At 50.0% G+C, this 16,657-nt stretch carries 15 protein-coding genes, 1 tRNA gene and 1 other annotated feature; of the genes, 3 read left to right on the top strand and 13 right to left on the bottom strand.

From position 1 onward, the window contains the following. From FYJ51_RS12720 to FYJ51_RS12675, 10 genes are all read right to left on the bottom strand, one after another. Nucleotides 1-406, bottom strand: a 406-nt coding sequence (locus FYJ51_RS12720; protein ID WP_235897291.1) for an acetate and sugar kinases/Hsc70/actin family protein, incomplete at its 3' end; no start/stop codon positions are given. Nucleotides 407-416: 10 nt separating this feature from the next. Next, complete coding sequence (locus FYJ51_RS12715; protein WP_154505945.1) at nt 417-1,478, bottom strand: electron transfer flavoprotein subunit alpha/FixB family protein; 1,062 nt, start codon at nt 1,476-1,478, stop codon at nt 417-419. 30 nt (nt 1,479-1,508) lie between these two features. Further along, nucleotides 1,509-2,297 carry an electron transfer flavoprotein subunit beta/FixA family protein gene (locus tag FYJ51_RS12710; protein ID WP_154505944.1) on the bottom strand — a complete coding sequence of 263 codons (789 nt, stop codon included), beginning with the start codon at nt 2,295-2,297 and terminating at the stop codon, nt 1,509-1,511. A 15-nt stretch (nt 2,298-2,312) separates the two neighbouring features. Beyond that, nucleotides 2,313-3,467, bottom strand: coding sequence for an acyl-CoA dehydrogenase (locus tag FYJ51_RS12705; RefSeq protein WP_105302616.1), 1,155 nt, complete (start codon nt 3,465-3,467; stop codon nt 2,313-2,315). Nucleotides 3,468-3,537: 70 nt separating this feature from the next. Further along, nucleotides 3,538-4,437: a 3-hydroxyacyl-CoA dehydrogenase family protein gene (locus tag FYJ51_RS12700; RefSeq protein WP_154505943.1), complete on the bottom strand. Its 900-nt coding sequence runs from the start codon at nt 4,435-4,437 to the stop codon at nt 3,538-3,540. Nucleotides 4,438-4,454: 17 nt separating this feature from the next. After that, a complete protein-coding gene (locus FYJ51_RS12695; RefSeq protein ID WP_154505942.1) occupies nt 4,455-5,231 on the bottom strand; it encodes an enoyl-CoA hydratase-related protein in 777 nt (258 codons plus the stop codon). A gap of 4 nt (nt 5,232-5,235) precedes the next feature. Beyond that, nucleotides 5,236-6,435 carry an acetyl-CoA C-acetyltransferase gene (locus FYJ51_RS12690; protein WP_154505941.1) on the bottom strand — a complete coding sequence of 400 codons (1,200 nt, stop codon included), beginning with the start codon at nt 6,433-6,435 and terminating at the stop codon, nt 5,236-5,238. Nucleotides 6,436-6,840: 405 nt separating this feature from the next. Beyond that, nucleotides 6,841-7,740 (bottom strand): MetQ/NlpA family ABC transporter substrate-binding protein, encoded by a 900-nt coding sequence (locus tag FYJ51_RS12685; RefSeq protein WP_154505940.1) that lies wholly within the window; start codon nt 7,738-7,740, stop codon nt 6,841-6,843. 20 nt (nt 7,741-7,760) lie between these two features. Next, nucleotides 7,761-8,420, bottom strand: coding sequence for a methionine ABC transporter permease (locus tag FYJ51_RS12680; RefSeq protein ID WP_154505939.1), 660 nt, complete (start codon nt 8,418-8,420; stop codon nt 7,761-7,763). Further along, a complete protein-coding gene (locus FYJ51_RS12675) occupies nt 8,420-9,436 on the bottom strand; it encodes a methionine ABC transporter ATP-binding protein (RefSeq protein WP_154505938.1) in 1,017 nt (338 codons plus the stop codon). Before FYJ51_RS12675 ends, FYJ51_RS12680 begins: the two co-directional genes overlap by 1 nt. A gap of 59 nt (nt 9,437-9,495) precedes the next feature. Beyond that, nucleotides 9,496-9,735 (bottom strand) — a binding site (T-box leader). A gap of 73 nt (nt 9,736-9,808) precedes the next feature. Here FYJ51_RS12675 and FYJ51_RS12670 point away from each other — a divergent pair. Together FYJ51_RS12670 and FYJ51_RS12665 are read left to right on the top strand one after the other, a co-directional pair. Further along, a complete protein-coding gene (locus tag FYJ51_RS12670) occupies nt 9,809-10,093 on the top strand; it encodes a hypothetical protein (protein ID WP_154505937.1) in 285 nt (94 codons plus the stop codon). 45 nt (nt 10,094-10,138) lie between these two features. Then, nucleotides 10,139-11,563 (top strand): sensor domain-containing diguanylate cyclase, encoded by a 1,425-nt coding sequence (locus FYJ51_RS12665; RefSeq protein ID WP_154505936.1) that lies wholly within the window; start codon nt 10,139-10,141, stop codon nt 11,561-11,563. 146 nt (nt 11,564-11,709) lie between these two features. On the opposite strand, the gene FYJ51_RS12660 is transcribed toward FYJ51_RS12665, so the two are convergent. From FYJ51_RS12660 to FYJ51_RS12650, 3 genes are all read right to left on the bottom strand, one after another. After that, nucleotides 11,710-13,068 (bottom strand): MATE family efflux transporter, encoded by a 1,359-nt coding sequence (locus FYJ51_RS12660; RefSeq protein WP_154505935.1) that lies wholly within the window; start codon nt 13,066-13,068, stop codon nt 11,710-11,712. A 325-nt stretch (nt 13,069-13,393) separates the two neighbouring features. Further along, nucleotides 13,394-15,214, bottom strand: a complete 1,821-nt coding sequence (gene glmS / locus FYJ51_RS12655) for a glutamine--fructose-6-phosphate transaminase (isomerizing) (protein ID WP_154505934.1) — start codon at nt 15,212-15,214, stop codon at nt 13,394-13,396. 234 nt (nt 15,215-15,448) lie between these two features. Further along, nucleotides 15,449-16,330 carry a DUF7916 family protein gene (locus FYJ51_RS12650; protein WP_154505933.1) on the bottom strand — a complete coding sequence of 294 codons (882 nt, stop codon included), beginning with the start codon at nt 16,328-16,330 and terminating at the stop codon, nt 15,449-15,451. Nucleotides 16,331-16,413: 83 nt separating this feature from the next. Between FYJ51_RS12650 and FYJ51_RS12645 the strand changes: the two genes are divergently transcribed. Beyond that, nucleotides 16,414-16,486, top strand: a tRNA-Thr gene (locus FYJ51_RS12645). The last annotated feature ends 171 nt before the right edge of the window (nt 16,487-16,657 follow it).

Here is a 16,657-nt window from a genome sequence, read left to right as displayed (position 1 = left end):
CCGTAGGATCCACCGTGAACATTCTGGCCCCGTACTTCTCATGAATCACTTCGGCCATCTGAACCCCGAGCATGGATGCGTGATACAGTCCCGCCACATGATTGCGGGTATCTTCCACCATCTGCTGGTTGATCTCATACGTACCGCTCTCCAGCGGATAGCACGGTCCGCCTCTGCCTACTACCGCATCAAGACCCCTCAGATCGATATGATGTTCCTTCAGGAACTCCTCAATGACCTCCATGCGGTAATTCAGCTGGTTATTGATATCACCCAGGGATCTCAGAACCGTTGAATCATGGAACACATTGTCCTCAAACACTTTCTTCTCATTCTCGAACAATGACAGCTTCGTCGAAGTAGACCCTGGATTGATCACGAATATCCGATAGACTTTCTCACTCATACGCAATTCCTCAGGCAGCCGTTTTTTCTGCCAGTGCTGCCTTGATCTTCTTTGTCAGTAACGGAACGACCTGGTTCAGATCTCCCACGATGCCGTAGTCCGCAGTATCGAAGATCGGCGCATTCGGATCATTGTTGATCGCAATGATCAAGCCAGACTCTTCCATGCCTGCAACATGCTGAATGGCACCGGAAATACCGATGGCAAAATAGACATTCGGTCTGACGGTCTTGCCAGTCTGGCCGACCTGGAGTTCCTTAGGCATCCAGCCAGCATCAACTGCTGCTCTGGAGCAGGCAACCGTTCCATGCAGGGCATCCGCAAGATCCTGCAGAATGCTGAAGTTCTCCTTGGAACCGACGCCTCTGCCTCCGGATACGAGGATCTTGGCATCCTGGATATCCGCAGCCTTGGAGACCTCCTTCACGACTTTCAGAATCTCTACCCAGCAGTTATTCTTCTCGAAGCCAGGGTTGTAGTTCACAACCTCTGCCTTGGCACCCGGCTTCGGTTCTGCCTTCTTCATGACACCCGGACGCACGGTAGCCATCTGCGGACGGAAGTTCGGGCAGGCAATTGTAGCGATCGTATTGCCCCCGAATGCCGGACGAGTCATCAGCAGCTGTCCGTGTTTCTGATCTGCTTCATGTCCTGGCACTGCGGTCAGCGGATAATCGCCGATCTCAAGACCAGTGCAGTCTGCAGTCAGGCCGGTATGCACACGAGCACTGACCCGCGGGCCGAGATCTCTGCCGATTGCAGTAGCGCCGATCAGCAGTATTTCCGGCTTGTACGTATCAATCACCGATGCCAGTGCATGCGCATACGGTTCGCTCGTATATTCTTCCAGAGCAGGATCATCGACCACAATGACACGGTCTGCACCATATTCTGCAAGCTCATCGGTCAGTCCGGAAACATGATATCCGAGCAGCACTGCAGTGACTTTCTTCTCTTCAAGATTTGCTGCAAGTTCCTTTGCCTTGCCGAGCAGTTCCAGGGAGATCGGGGAGATCTTTCCGTCGGTTTCCTGTGCGTAGATGAATACGCCTTTATATTCACTTAAGTCCATTTCTCTTCTCCAGCCTTTCTGTCCTGATCCTCAGATGATGTGCTTGTCCTGAAGCAGATTCAGGATATCATCTGCTGCTTCTTCTGCAGACTCCGGAGTCACCTTCACGCCTTTGCCTTTTGCGACCTTATCGCTTGCTTTTGCGATCATGGTCGGAGAACCTTTGAGACCGATATTGGAATCATCGACATTCAGATCCTTTCGGCCCCATACGGTAACCTGCTGATCAAATGCCTTGAAGATTCCGCCAGGTGTCATATATCTCGGCGTCACTGCTTCGCCAAGCACCGTGACCAGTGCCGGAAGCTTTGCCCGCTCGATATGATAGCGGTCATCGAACTGACGCTTAGCCGTAACCGTATCGCCTTCCACGGAGATCTCAGACGCATACGAGATGCATGGCAGTCCGAGATGTTCTGCAATTTCCGGTCCGACCTGAGCCGTATCACCATCAATTGCCTGGCGTCCGGTGATAACCAGATCATATTCCATGTTCTTGAGTGCACCAGCAATCGTGGAAGACGTTGCCCAGGTATCAGCACCGCCGAGCACCCGATCCGTGATCAGAAGTCCGGCATCTGCCCCCATAGCCATTGCTTCACGCAGCACTGCATCTGCCTTCGGCAGACCCATGGTCAGTGCTGTGACAGTTACATTTTCCGGATCCTGATCCTTGATGCGAAGTGCTGCTTCCAGGGCAGACTTGTCATCCGGATTCATGATCGACATCATTGCCTGCCGGTCCAGGGTTCCATCCGGCTTGAACTTCACGCCTCCCATGGTATCCGGAACCTGCTTCACGCAAACTACGATCTTCATTTTCCTGTCCTCCCTTTACTTCAGAAGCGCACCGGAAATCACCATTTCCTGGACTTCAGATGTTCCTTCATAGATCTCCGTGATCTTGGCATCACGCATCATGCGCTCTACTTCGTAATCACGGATATAGCCATAGCCGCCCATCAGTTGCACGCAGCGAGTCGTGACATCCATTGCGGTTCTTGCCGCAGAAAGCTTTGCCATCGCTGCTTCTTCCGAGAAGCGATCCTTGGTCGCTTTCGCTTCCGCAGCGCGGTAAACCAGAAGCTTGGAAGCTTCGATCTCCGTTGCAAGATCGGCCAGAACAAACTGCGTATTCTGGAACATAGACAGAGGTCTGCCGAACTGCTTTCTGGTCTTCACATAAGCAAGCGTGCGATCGAAAGCGCCTTCGGCCAGACCAAGCGCCTGGGCAGCGATTCCGATTCTGCCGCCATCCAGCGTATGCATCGCCAGAGGGAATCCTTTGCCCTGCTGACCAAGCAGGTTTTCCTTCGGAATTCTGCAGTTCTGGAAAATCAGTTCATAGGTTGCCGAACCGCGGATGCCCATCTTCTTCTCCTTGGTTCCGAACGTGAAGCCAGGCGTTCCCTTCTCGACGATGAAGGCAGAGAAGAGCTTCTTCTTTCTGCCCTTGGCATCTGTGACAATGTCGGTATAGGCAATGATGATATAGACATCTGCCTCTTTGCCATTCGTGATGAAGCACTTGGAACCATTCAGCACCCAGCTGTCGCCATCGAGCACGGCTCTGGTCTGAACCCCCTGAGCATCCGTTCCTGCACCTGGTTCAGTCAGGCCGAATGCGCCGAGCTTTTCGCCCTTCGCAAGCGGAACCAGGTACTTCTGCTTCTGTGCTTCCGTACCGAACTGGGCAATCGGATCTGCACAAAGCGATGTATGCGCAGACAGTGCTACTGCAGTCGTGCCGCATACTTTTGCCAGCTCTTCCACACACATCACATACGTCAGCGGGTCACATCCCTGACCCCCGTACTTCCGATCAAACGGAATTCCGAGGAATCCGTACTTTGCCATCTTCTCGATATTCTCGCGCGGGAACCGTTCTTCTTCATCCACTTCAATTGCATGAGGCTTTACTTCGTTCTCCGCAAACTGCTGAAACAGTCTGCGCGCCATCTCATGTTTCTGATCCAGCTGAAAATCCATTGCTATGACCTCCGTCTTCTATTCTATTCAACCGAAAGCGCCGGCAGACCATTCCGGCGCTTTCAGAGTGTTATTTTGCAGCTTCTGCCGCAGGCTTCTTCTGGTCGACTGCGACTTTTCCACCATCTGCGTAATTGTAGAAACCAATTCCGCTCTTTACGCCAAGATGGCCTGCACGCACCATTTTCTTCAGCAGCTGAGCCGGGCGATACTTGGAATCTCCGCTCTCGGTATACAGCACATTCATGATGGCAAGGACAACATCCAGGCCGATATAATCCGCCAGTTCCAGCGGTCCCATCGGATGGTTGCAGCCAAGCTTCATTGCCGTATCAATTCCGGTGATATCTGCAATGCCATCTGAATAGACCTGAATACCTTCGTTGATCATCGGGATCAGAATCCGGTTGACCACGAAGCCGGCACTCTCTTCGACCTGTACCGGAGTCTTGCCGAGCAGTCCGGCAATCTCAATGATCTTCTGGACTGTTTCTTCCGGAGTATTCAGACCGGCGATGACTTCCACCAGCTTCATGACCGGAGCCGGATTGAAGAAGTGCATGCCGACGACCGGCATCTTGAGACCTGCGCCGATTTCCGTGATGGAAAGCGAGGACGTATTCGTCGCATAGATGCAGTCCGGATTTCTGACAACCTCATTCTGCATATGCTTGAAGAGCTTCTTCTTCAGCTCCATGTTCTCGATGACTGCTTCCACAACGAGATCCGGATCCACTGCGATTTCATCTGTACCAGTCTGGATCTTGGCAAGAATGTTTCCTGCCTCTTCCTGGGTCATCTTTCCCTTGGAGATTCTCTTCGAAAAAGCACTGACAATCCGATTCAGTCCGGACTCTGCATATTCCACTTCCAGATCACAGAGATATACTTTTTCTACTTCCGGGCACTGTGCAAATGTCTGAGCAATACCCCGGCCCATCGTGCCGGCTCCGATTACTGCTACCTTCATATCATCTCATCCTCTTTTCAGTTATTCGTGAATGTCTTTTCTCTGCGCTTTTCCAGGAATGCGTTCATGCCTTCCTTCTGATCATGTGTTGTGAAGCATGCACCGAAGCGCTTCTCTTCCAGAGCTGTCGCTTCATCCATGCCAAGCTCCAGACCTTCGTTGATATCTGCCTTTGCATAACGCACTGCAATCGGAGCATTCGCCGCAACCTGACCAGCAAGCTTTCCAGCTTCCGCTAACAGATCCGCAAGCGGAACAACCTTGTTCACAAGTCCGATCCGCAACGCTTCGTCAGCTTTGATATTGCGCGCCGTATAGATCATCTGCTTCGCATAGCCAGGACCGATCAGTCTGGCCAGCCGCTGCGTTCCGCCGAATCCCGGCGTGATTCCAAGTCCTGTCTCAGGCTGTCCGAATACTGCATTTTCTGAAGCAATCCGGAAGTCGCAGGACATTGCCAGCTCGCAGCCGCCGCCTAATGCATAGCCATTGACTGCTGCAATCACCGGAATCGGGAACGTCTCGATCCTTCGGAACAGATCATTTCCTTTTTTCGAAAATGCTTTTCCTTCTTCTTCGTTCAGAGAGCTCATCTCCCCGATATCCGCACCGGCAACAAATGATTTTTCTCCGGTGCCGGTGATGATCAGGCAGCGGATCACGCTCTGATCAACCTGATCCAGTGCTCTGCTCAGATCTTCAAGCACTTCGGAATTCAATGCATTCAGTGCCTGGGGACGATTCACAGCAATCGTTCCGACCGCACCTTCTGCTGTATACGTCACGAATGACATGTTCTCAGTCCTCGCGTTCTACCACCGTTGCGCAGCCCATGCCGCCGCCGATGCAAAGTGTTGCAAGACCGCGATGTGCATTGCGCTGCTGCATTGCATACAGAAGCGTAACGAGAATTCTTGCACCGGAAGCTCCGACCGGATGGCCTAATGCAATAGCACCGCCATTCACATTCAGCTTTGCCGGATCGAACTTCAGTTCCTTCGCAACTGCAACACTCTGTGCTGCAAATGCTTCATTTGCTTCATAGAGATCGAAGTCATCAATCGTCAGGCCAGTCTTCGCAAGAACTTTCTTCGTTGCGGCAACCGGGCCGACACCCATGATGGAAGGATCTACGCCGCCAAGACCGCCGGCAATCCAGGTTGCCATCGGCTTCACGCCAAGTTCCTTTGCCTTTTCCTCAGACATCACGACCAGAGCTGCAGCACCATCATTGATCCCTGACGCATTGCCGGCAGTGACAACACCGCCCTGCTTGCCAGAGCAGCACTTCAGCTTTGCAAGAACTTCCGGTGTCTGGCCTTCACGAGGTCCCTCATCCGTATCCACGGTGACGATACCTTTCTTTTTGCCAAGATTCACTTCGATCGGAACAATCTCATCCTTGAATCTGCCATGATCTCTTGCATCGCAAGCCTTGTTCTGAGAATGAGCAGAGAACTCATCAAGCTCTTCTCTTGTCAGATGCCACTGCTCCGCAACATTCTCAGCTGTGATCATCATGTGATAATCTCCAAATGCATCCCATAATGCATCATGCACCATGGCATCTACGAGACCATCCTTCGGCGTGTTCATCCGATATCCGAATCTTGCATGCGGCAGCAGGTACGGACCATTGCTCATGGATTCCATGCCGCCGGCTACTACCACATCCGCATCGCCTGCCAGAATCATTTCTGCAGCCATATTCACGCAATCAAGACCTGATCCGCATACCACGTTCACAGTAACTGCCGGGCAGGTAACCGGAAGACCTGCTTTGATGGAAGCCTGCCGGGCAGGATTCTGTCCCAGACCTGCCTGGATGACATTGCCCATATATACATGATCCACCTGCTCAGGCTTCAGCCCGGCACGCTTCACTGCTTCTCTGATTACTGCTGCTCCGAGATCCACTGCCGGGACCGTGCTCAGTTCGCCGCCCATCTTGCCGATCGCTGTTCTGCATGCGCCTGCCAGTACAATTTTCTTAGCCATATACTTTCCTTCTCTTTCTCAGCTCTTGTGACTGAATTCACATTAACAACCTTACCACCAGAAAAGATGAAATCAAGCAGGATTTGTTAAATGAATCACATGTAAGCGCTGACATCTAAAATTTTTATTTTTTATTTGTGAAATTAATTATTAATTGTTTATGCGAAGCGCTTACATTTAACAAGGTAAGCTTATCCGGTGCCTCCAGAAATGCCAAGAAAGCACAAAAAATGGCGGCATATTTCAGCACACCATTTTTCTATTCGAAGACTGTCCATGAAATTAGCAACTTCACCGGATTCCTTCCAGGAATGGAGCAATTCCATTTAGCCTTAATTTTTTTGATTTTTTATACTCAGCATTTCTGCTGGTTCAAGGCTTCAGCAAAGCCATGCAGGCATGTGATCATTCAGCCGGGATGACAGAGCCGTCAGCCCAGGTATCCGTGATGAACTTCTTGATGTCATCAGAAGTCAGAACTTCAGCCAGTGCCTTGATTCTCGGATCATCCTTGAGCTCCGTGCGAGTAACGAGGATGTTCACATACGGGTTCGTGGAATCAGCCTGTTCGAGGAGCAATGCATCTTCAGACGGCTTCAGACCAGCAGCGATTGCATAGTTGCCATTGATTGCGACCAGGTCTGCCTGAGCATCATCGAGCGTATTCGTCAGCTGTTCCGGATTGACTTCGATGGAGAAATCATAGTTATGAGGATTGTCGACGATGTCTTCCTTCGTAGCGGTCAGTTCGTCTACGCCGTCAGCCAGCGTGATGAGTCCTGCTTTCGCAAGGATGGAGAGGATACGGCCATGGTCAGCGACTGAGTTGGAAGTGATGATGTGGGCTCCATCCGGAAGTTCATCCAGGGAGCTGTACTTCTTGGAATAGAAGCCGAACGGTTCGATTTCAATGCCTGCGACATTVACCAGATCATATCCGTTCTCAGCAACTTCATTGTCGAAGAACGGAACATGCTGGAAGAAGTTGGCATCTGCGTCACCATCATTGACTGCTCTGTTCGGCGTGTAATAGTCTTCGGTTTCGATGATGTTGAGCGTGATGTTGTACTTCTCCAGAAGGATCGGTGCAGCCGCATTCAGAATGACTTCATGCGGGTTTGCAGTAGCGATGACAGAGAGTGTTGTCGGTTCTGCTGCAGCAGCTGCTTCTGATGCGGCAGGAGCAGATGCGGATGCAGTTGCGGCTGCCGTAGTAGCTGCAGCAGAGCTGCTGCTTCCGCAGGCAGCGAGAGACAGTGCGAGGACTGCAGTGGAGATGATGCGGGTGAACTTTCCTGTTTTCATTTTCTTTCCCTTTCGTTTTTCTAACGTTTATCGATTTTCTTCACGACCGCATCGCCGACCCACTGGATCACGAATACGATCAGGACAATAATCACGGTGGAGCTGTAGAGGATCGCGTCATTCCGTCTTGCAAAACCATACATATATGCAAGATTTCCAAGACCGCCTGCGCCGATGGCACCAGCCATTGCGGTATAGCCTACCAGGGAGATGCCGGTTACTGCGATGCCTGAGACAATTGCAGGCATGGATTCAGGCAGAAGTACTTTGAAGATAATCTGAGAATTTGTAGCACCCATTGACTTGGCTGCTTCAATCGTTCCTTTGTCCACATCCTGGAAGGCAATGACGCACATTCGTGCAAAGAACGGCGTGCTGGCAAAGATCAGCGGCGGCAATGCGGCTTTGGCGCCAAGCATCGTTCCGACTAATGCTCTGGTCAGCGGAATCAATAGAATCAATAGAATCAGGAACGGAATAGCACGTAAGACATTCACGATGATGTCCACGATGCGATTCAGTACCTTATTCTGAAGCAGACCTCCGGTCTGCGTGCAGTAGAGCAGAATGCCGATCAGAAGACCGAAGATCGCCGCGAAGAACAGGGAGACGAACGTCATGTATACCGTTTCCCAGACCGCCTGGAGCAGCTGTTCTACGTTCAGGGTTGACTCAATCATCACAGCACCTCCACTTTCACGTTCTTCGATACCAGGTATTCCACGAACTTGTTGTATTCTTCATCCTTTGCGTGGAAGAGATGAAGATACGTTGTTCCGTAAGGACCATCCTTGGTGCTGGTGATGTCAGACTGCACGATGGAAACCGGGAAGCTGACCTGGCGGATCGCATCTGCAATCACCGGATCATCAGTTCCGGACGTGAAGATCAGTCTCAGCAGAACACCATCCGGGTATTTCTGTTTCAGATTCTCTGCCAGAGTTTCTATATCTTCCGAAGCATTGACGTTCTGCACGAATCGTTTCGTGATTTCATGTTTCGGGTGCTCGAAGAGTTCTTTGACCGTCCCCTCTTCGACGACTTTTCCTTCGCTCATGACTGCCATTCTCGAGCAGATCTGCTGAACAACTTCCATCTGGTGGGTGATCATCACAATCGTGATTCCCATCTTCTGGTTGATCTGCTTCAGGAGATCCAGAATCTGTTCCGTTGTATCCGGATCCAGTGCCGAGGTTGCTTCATCGGAGAGCAGAATCTTCGGATCATTTGCCAGTGCTCTGGCAATACCGACCCTCTGTTTCTGCCCGCCCGAGAGCTCGCTCGGATAGCTGTTCTCTCTGCCATCCAGGCCTACGAGGTGAATCAGCTCTGCAGCTTTCTTCTCTCGTTCTGCCTTCGGCACTCCTGCAAATTCCAGCGGCAGTTCAACGTTCTTCTGCACGGTTCTCGACCACAGGAGATTGAAGTGCTGGAAGATCATGCCTATCTTCTGCCTCTCCTGTCTCAGCTCATTCCTGCTGAGATCCTGCATCGTGCGGCCGTCGATAATCACATCGCCGGCACTCTGTCGTTCCAGCTGATTGACAATCCGGACCAGTGTGGATTTTCCGGCACCGGAATACCCGATGATGCCATAGATTTCACCATCATGAATCGTGAGATCCACCCCATTGACCGCATGAATATCGTCGTTTTTCGTCTCAAACACCTTGACGATATGCTTCAGTTCAATCATGCTGCTCCTCCTTTCCCATAGAAACAAAAACCGTCCCTGCAAGAACACTCCATGGTTCTTTCAAGGACGGGATTGATCTCTCGTGTTACCACCTTGCTTCTCATCCGCATCACTGCAGATGACTCACTGAGTACAGACATACTCCTGTCCAGTAACGGGAACTCCCGTCAGCACTTACTCCAGTTCAGTGCTGCAGCTCTGAGACCATCTTCCTCTGTTCGTGCACTGTTCCGTTTCACCAGTTCCGGAACTCTCTTGGAATGCAGAGAGCAGACTACTCTTCTCTTCAAGGCTTTGAAATCAGTATACGATTCTGAAGAAGAAAATCAACTTCTTTTTTCTCATTCTCTCACGGAACATTACAATGAACCCATGAGCAAAAAGGAATACACCAAAGAAGAAAGAACTGCCCAGATCTGTCAGCTGATCCGGAAAATGGGCTATCCGGAAGAATTCGGCTATGCATTAGCAGAAGAACTGGAGACCGAGAATGCCATGCGCCGCATGGTCGGATATCTCTTATCCGCTGACCATCCAAGGATGGAAGATATCGCTGATGAAGCACTCGCCATCATTGAAATGAATCAGCATTGGAAAGAAAAGAAAATCCGGGAATATGAACACGCTCGCTATCTCAATGAAAACCGCCGCAGATAGGTAAAACGGATTTCTCCTGCCCCCTTCATGTTATAGAATAGTTTCATGAGGAAATCCTTCCGTCTGTTCTGGCCGGTAATCTATCTGGCAGTGTTCATCGCTGCCGGTTTCATGATCATCACGCTCTCCGACACTTCTTTCAGCCGTCAGCAGATGAAAGCCAATGCGGAAGATGTCGTCACGCTGACTGCAGACGTGCTCGATTCTGACATCAAGTCCTATGTGAATGAGTCCATTACGGTATCCAAATCAATGGCTTCAAGCTCATTCCTGATTGACTGGCTTCATCACGAACAAGAGCATCTAAACACTGACGGAGATCAGGAACTGGTGGAATATCTGCGATCCGTTCAGCAAGAATGGAATTATGACATTGCCTTTCTGGTCAGCACGAGGTCAAAGAATTATTACTACCAGGGCGGCATCAGCAAAGCCCTTGACGCAAGCAATCCTTTTGACAGCTGGTATTACAACTTCGTCCGCTCCTCCTCGCTTTATAACTGCCAGGTCGATCACTCCGAAGCAACCGGGAACAAGATCACCTTGTTCGTGAATTTCCGGATCGTCGACGATCGCGGAAACATGCTCGGAGTGATCGGCGTCGGAACCTCCATCCATAAAATTCAGCGTCTGATCGCCCAGAAAGAAAATGAGCAGAATGTGGAAATCTATGTGGTGAATGCAGGCAATGCAGATAATACCTTCACCTGGAACACCACCTGTTTCAAAACCGCAGATCTGGTTGAAGAGCTCACAGGAATCCCGGAGGAGATCATCAGCAGCCCTGCCCGAAAGCCCTATGCCGCATGGAATGGAAACAAGTACCAGGTGATCATCAATGATTCCAGGATGAAATGGAACATCATCATCTCAAAAGACTGTTCGGCGGAAATCAGTGAGATCAATGATCACATGACAAACAGCCTGTTCATGAATCTGCTGATCACTTTCGGCTGCATCGTAGTATGCACACTGCTGATCCGATCCATGAGCCACCAGATTCATAAGTCTGAAAACATTGACTCTCTTACCGGGCTTCCGAATCGGACTCTGTTTGAAGAAGATTATCAGGATCTGCTTCGTCTGCATGAATCCAGCAACTCTTCCTTTGTTCTGATTGAAGCAGATCATCTCCAGAACTTCACGAATCAGTCTGTCCGAGTCCGTGATACGGTGCTCAACATCATCGCCCGCGTTCTTCAGGAGCAGGCAGGGAAGCAGGGAACCTTTGCACGAATGGATAATGACAGATTCATCGGCATCATCTATATGGATACGCACAATACCTGTTCCCTGATTGATCACATCAATGATGTTCTTCAGGAAGAATACACCAGTTTTGATGTTTCCGTCTGTGCCGGAGTCACGATTGCGCTTCCGTTCATCCCTTATGCGGAAACACTGAAAGCCGCAGAAGAAGCACTTTACCGTGCAAAGAAAGAAGGAGAAGGGTCTTCTGTTGCCTTATAGAAGAATGCATTCAGAGATTATGAATTCTCCAGAATCCTTTTCTCTTCATCGTTTCTGCGATCATATTGAAGGACATGCCTGCATATTAACCCCCGGGAAGGTTTTCCTTGCCCTAAGTCCTGAAGAGGTTCTTCGATTCTGCGCAATCAGAGAATCTCTTTCTTTTCTCCTAATCCATGTGCCCTCAGATACAGGTACATCACGATCATGACAGCAAGAGTAATGACCCAGCTGACCGGATAAGCCATCATCAGAACCCGTAAAGTATGATGCGTCCTGAAATAGGTATAAACCCATGCAATACGGACGCCGCAGATCCCGACTAACGCAACAATCGCAGGCTTCAGGGATTCCCCGTATCCTCTCATTGCGCCTGAAATATTATCAATTGCCCCATTCAGCGTTTCAAAACACAGGATCCAGAATAATCGTTCATATCCATAGCTGATGACTGCCGGATCCCCATTGAAGATCTGCAGAAGCTGTCTGCCGAAGGCAACCAGAAGGAATGAGAAACCGCCTCCGATCAGAGTGCTTTCCAGCAGGGCAGTCTTCAGCGTTTTTCTGCAGCGATCCAGCTTCCCGGCACCGTAATTCTGAGAGACAAAAGTCGTACATGCCTGTGAAAAGCTGTTAACCAGGAAATATCCGAGAATTTCGATATTGAAGGCTGCACTGGATCCAGCTACTGCATCTGTTCCCAATGAGTTCACCGCTGCCTGTATGATCACATTCGAGATGGAGAATACCATTCCCTGAATTCCGGCAGGAAGTCCTACCCTCAGCATCATGCCAAGCAGGTCACGATCGATATGAAACATCTCTCTCCGGATACTGATCGGAAGCTTTCCCCGGCAGAGAAAATAGAACAGAAGACCGGAAGAAATCACATTGGAAATCACCGTTGCGGTCGCAACTCCATCCACTGTCATTCCGACCACAACGACAAAGAACAGATTCAGCGCCACATTGATCAGACCGGAAACCACCAGGGCAAATAACGGAGTCTTCGTATCCCCCTGGCTCTGATAGATCGCGGATTCAAAGTTATACAGCAGAATCACCGGCATTCCGATCAGATAAACCCTGAGATAAAGCACTGCCATATCCATGACATCTTCAGGAACCGTCATCAGTTCCAGAAGGCCTCGGGCAATCAGTTCTCCGAATATGGTAACGAAAACACCGGAAATCAATGATACAAGGATCGCAGTATGTACTGCCTTTTCCACACTGTCCATGTCTTTTCTTCCGGTAAATCTGGAAATCACGACATTTGCGCCAAGCGAAATGCCGACAAAAAGCGTGACCATGATATTGACTACGGAGGAATTCGCTCCGACTGCCGCCATTGCCTGCTTGCTGACAAACTGGCCGACCACAGCTACATCAGCGGCATTGAAAAGCTGCTGAAGAATTCCTGTTGCGGCAATCGGCAGAGCAAAAATGAGGATCTTGTCCCACAGAGACCCCTCAGTCATATTCAGCTTTTCTTTCTCTTCCATCTCTGTCCCCCTCAATATGCTGAATACTATACACCCGCAGATATCCGAAGAGAAAAGAAAAATCCACGCCTTTTCAGCATGGATTTCCAGGGATTTCATCAATTCTCTGTCTTGTCTTCCGGTGCTTCCTGATCCATGATCGCACCGCAATACGGACAGACAGGCTTTTCCAGATTTGATGTCTTTCCGCAGACGGAGCAATCACACTCCCTTGTATAAAAGAATCCTCCGACTGCATCATCCGATTCTGTTCTATGATGAATCCAGTAACCGCGTTTTTGTTCCATGTTTCTATTTTAACGCATTTCAGAAAAATGAAACGGAATCATTCTACGGTCACGGACTTTGCCAGATTCCTCGGCTTATCAATATCACAGCCCTTTTCCTTCGCTGTGAAATACGCAAATAGCTGCAGTATCACTGCCGTCAGAACCGGTGCCAGATCACTGCTCACTTCCGGGATCCGGATCACATGGGAGAATTGTTCGCCTTCATAATCCTTGCCTGTCACCAGGATGACTTCTGCCCCTCTTGCAATGGTCTCTTCAATATTGGAGATCGTCTTCATCGCCACTTCGGGCTGTGTTGCCAGGGCCATGACAACCGTATGCTTCTCAATCAATGCAATCGGGCCATGTTTCAGTTCACCGGCATAATACGCATCCGCATGCACATAGGAAATCTCTTTCAGCTTCAGAGCTCCCTCCAGGGCACTTGCATAGTCAAGCTGTCTGCCGATGAAGTAAGCATCTCTCTGGTCCTTCAGAAGCCCGGCCAGATCTCTCATCGTATCCTGGTATTTCATCGTCTGTTCCACTGCATCCGGAAGGTTCTTCAGATTCTCAATCTTCTTCGTGATCCCTTTTACCGGACTTCCGGTCAGCTCTGCCAGTTTCAGAACAAGCACGTAAAGCAATACCAGCTGAGTGGTATAAGCCTTCGTGCTCGCAACCGAGATTTCCGGCCCAGCGCACGTATAAACCACCGTATGAGCAAGCCTTGCAATGGAAGAACCAAGTACATTCACGATTCCAATGGTTATGCACCCCTTAGCTTTTGCCAGCTTCAGCGCAGCCATCGTATCTGCTGTTTCTCCGGATTGCGACACAAAGATACATAAGGTATCTTTTCCAACCCTCGGATTGCTGTAGCGGAATTCGCTTGCCGGAATTGCCGAGCTGCTCAATCCTGTCATCTGCTTTGCAAGATGATCCGCATAGAGGCAGGCATGATAGGCAGTACCGCATCCGATCCATACCAGCCGCGAAATGCTTTGCCAGTCAGCATCCAGGCCCTCCACTTCCGGAAGAGAGATTCTTCTTGCCTTGAGTTTTCCCCTCAGAGTCTCACGGATCGCATTCGGCTGCTCATGAATCTCTTTCAAAAGGAACGAATCATATCCTCCCATCTGGGCAGACTGAATATCATAAGGGAACCGGATAAAATGCGGCTCCTTCCTGCGGCCGTTCTCATCAAACAGTTCCAGAGAACCAGGCTTCAGAATTGCCATATCGCCATCATTCAGCGGCAGAATATCTTTTGTATATTCCAGCAATGCAGGTGCATCGCTGGCACAGAACGTGCTTTCTGCCGTCTTCCCGAGAACCATTGGGCTCTCTTTCTTTGCAACATAGATCGTGTCTGGTTCAAACACAGAAACCACGCACAGAGCCCAGGATCCATTCAGCCGCTTCAGTGTCTTCTTCAAGGCAGAAAGCAGATCATGGGACTCTTTGTAATACTCATCCAGCAGAAGGACGATGACTTCACTATCTGTCTCTGACTGGAAGCGATATCCCTTTTTCACCAGTTCCTCTCTCAGAGCAGAATAGTTTTCAACAATTCCGTTATGAACTAATGAGATCGTATTGTCCGCATTTGCATGCGGATGTGCATTCAGATTGCTCGGTACTCCATGCGTAGCCCAGCGCGTATGGCCGATTCCAGTCGTTTCAGAGCATTTCTCGTGAGCTACAATCTTCTCCAGTTCAGCCAGTCTTCCTTTGGTCTTCCACGTACGCAAGCTATTCTCTCTGACCAGCGTAATGCCAGCCGAGTCATAACCGCGATACTCCAGCTTTCTCAGACCCTGCAGTAAAAATGGCAGTGCTTCGCTTCTGCCGGTAAAACCTGTAATTCCACACATGAAAAAATATCCTCCATTTCCAGGAAACACTTGGTCATGGAGGATACCGAATGGATCTGTTCAGCTCTCACGAACTGTTTTTTCCCATTGCTCAGGCCGTATCCAGCCTTCGGGTCATCCGCCGAATCTTTCGATAAATACCCGATCCTCGTCAACTGCGATCGCAGTCCAGGCGCTATATTCTGTCACTGATCTCCACGACAVAAGTTATTATACACGAATATGACCGGCGCTTCACCTGTTCAGTGAAAGCGCCATCCTGCGAAGTGTCTCCTTCTTCCCCCGGATTGCCAGTGAATACGTCAGAAATACCTCCGGATCCGCCATTCCCATCGGTCCATCGTTTCCAAGCAGATGCAGATCAGCCCCAGACAGTTTTGCCGCGAACGCAATTCTTCCTGCCGTCCCAGGATCCGTATTCTCCATCCCGTTTCCGATTGAAAGCACTGCCACCTTCCCGCGGTAATGAATGTGAGAAATCCTCTGTTCACACCATTCTTCCGTGCATCCAGGCATTGTTCCAGGCCCCTGAAGAAGCACTCCATCAGCTCCGTTATTGATATATCCATTGATGTCATCAATCGTCGGGACCGCATATTGCGCCTGTCCATCTCCAGCAAACAGGACCATCTCTTCTCCAGCTGCTTTCCGCACTTCCCTCAGCGCATCTTTGATTGCGGAAGGCTCCCCGCTGATCAGAAGCAGATTTACCCCCATCGCGGCAGCCTTCACAGCATTCTGCGCTGTCGCAAGCATTCCGCGAGTTACTCCTTCGCTTTTCCGATACCTCTCAGGACCCATAGCCGCCAATCTGACCCCGATCAGTCTTCCGGTAAGCTTTTTGATCATGCGTACCGTATCCATCGGCTGTTTCACCGCCGGCAGCCCTTCCACATGAGGGTTTTCTGCATCGAAATGATCCAGGATCAGAATCTCTGCACCTGACGCAGCACATAGCTCCGCATTGGTCAGATCTCCGGTATAAGGAGTCACGTCACTGCTGATCATCGCCCCTAATGCTTTGCCATCAGAAGCCCTGATCCCATGAAGGATTTCTTCCCGTTTCATTGCCGCAAATTCACCAGGCATGCAATCCAGAAGGCTTTTTTCACTCATACGCTCATGATAGCAGTGAACCTGAAATCATGCCATTGAAACTTCCAGAATTATCAGATATAATAACTCTGCTATTTTTATATGCCAGCTTAGCTCAGATGGTAGAGCAACTCATTCGTAATGAGTAGGTCGTTGGTTCGATTCCGATAGCTGGCACGCAGAAACTTCCTGGATATCCGGGAAGTTTTTCTATTTCCGGCTCAATCGAGTAGGAGGATGAGAGCGTGAGCTCTCATCTTTTTTCCTCTCACACCACCGGAGAAGCCGTTCGGCGTCCGGCGGTTCGAAGCACCAACAAATTACATCACTGTTACATGTACCAAGGTA

Origin of the sequence: Stecheria intestinalis (assembly GCF_009696165.1) — a bacterium.
GTDB classification, from domain to species: domain Bacteria; phylum Bacillota_I; class Bacilli_A; order Erysipelotrichales; family Erysipelotrichaceae; genus Bulleidia; species Bulleidia intestinalis.
Note: the sequence above shows the minus strand (reverse complement) of the source record. Positions and strands in the feature narration are given on the sequence as shown.

Coding starts and splice junctions, on each gene's coding strand:
- FYJ51_RS12715 (WP_154505945.1), bottom strand. CDS start 1,478: ATGGACTTAAGTGAATATAAAGGCGTATTCATCTACGCACAGGAAACC.
- FYJ51_RS12710 (WP_154505944.1), bottom strand. CDS start 2,297: ATGAAGATCGTAGTTTGCGTGAAGCAGGTTCCGGATACCATGGGAGGC.
- FYJ51_RS12705 (WP_105302616.1), bottom strand. CDS start 3,467: ATGGATTTTCAGCTGGATCAGAAACATGAGATGGCGCGCAGACTGTTT.
- FYJ51_RS12700 (WP_154505943.1), bottom strand. CDS start 4,437: ATGAAGGTAGCAGTAATCGGAGCCGGCACGATGGGCCGGGGTATTGCT.
- FYJ51_RS12695 (WP_154505942.1), bottom strand. CDS start 5,231: ATGTCATTCGTGACGTATACAGCAGAAGGTGCGGTCGGAACGATTGCT.
- FYJ51_RS12690 (WP_154505941.1), bottom strand. CDS start 6,435: ATGGCTAAGAAAATTGTACTGGCAGGCGCATGCAGAACAGCGATCGGC.
- FYJ51_RS12680 (WP_154505939.1), bottom strand. CDS start 8,420: ATGATTGAGTCAACCCTGAACGTAGAACAGCTGCTCCAGGCGGTCTGG.
- FYJ51_RS12675 (WP_154505938.1), bottom strand. CDS start 9,436: ATGATTGAACTGAAGCATATCGTCAAGGTGTTTGAGACGAAAAACGAC.
- FYJ51_RS12670 (WP_154505937.1), top strand. CDS start 9,809: ATGAGCAAAAAGGAATACACCAAAGAAGAAAGAACTGCCCAGATCTGT.
- FYJ51_RS12665 (WP_154505936.1), top strand. CDS start 10,139: ATGAGGAAATCCTTCCGTCTGTTCTGGCCGGTAATCTATCTGGCAGTG.
- FYJ51_RS12660 (WP_154505935.1), bottom strand. CDS start 13,068: ATGGAAGAGAAAGAAAAGCTGAATATGACTGAGGGGTCTCTGTGGGAC.
- glmS (WP_154505934.1), bottom strand. CDS start 15,214: ATGTGTGGAATTACAGGTTTTACCGGCAGAAGCGAAGCACTGCCATTT.
- FYJ51_RS12650 (WP_154505933.1), bottom strand. CDS start 16,330: ATGAGTGAAAAAAGCCTTCTGGATTGCATGCCTGGTGAATTTGCGGCA.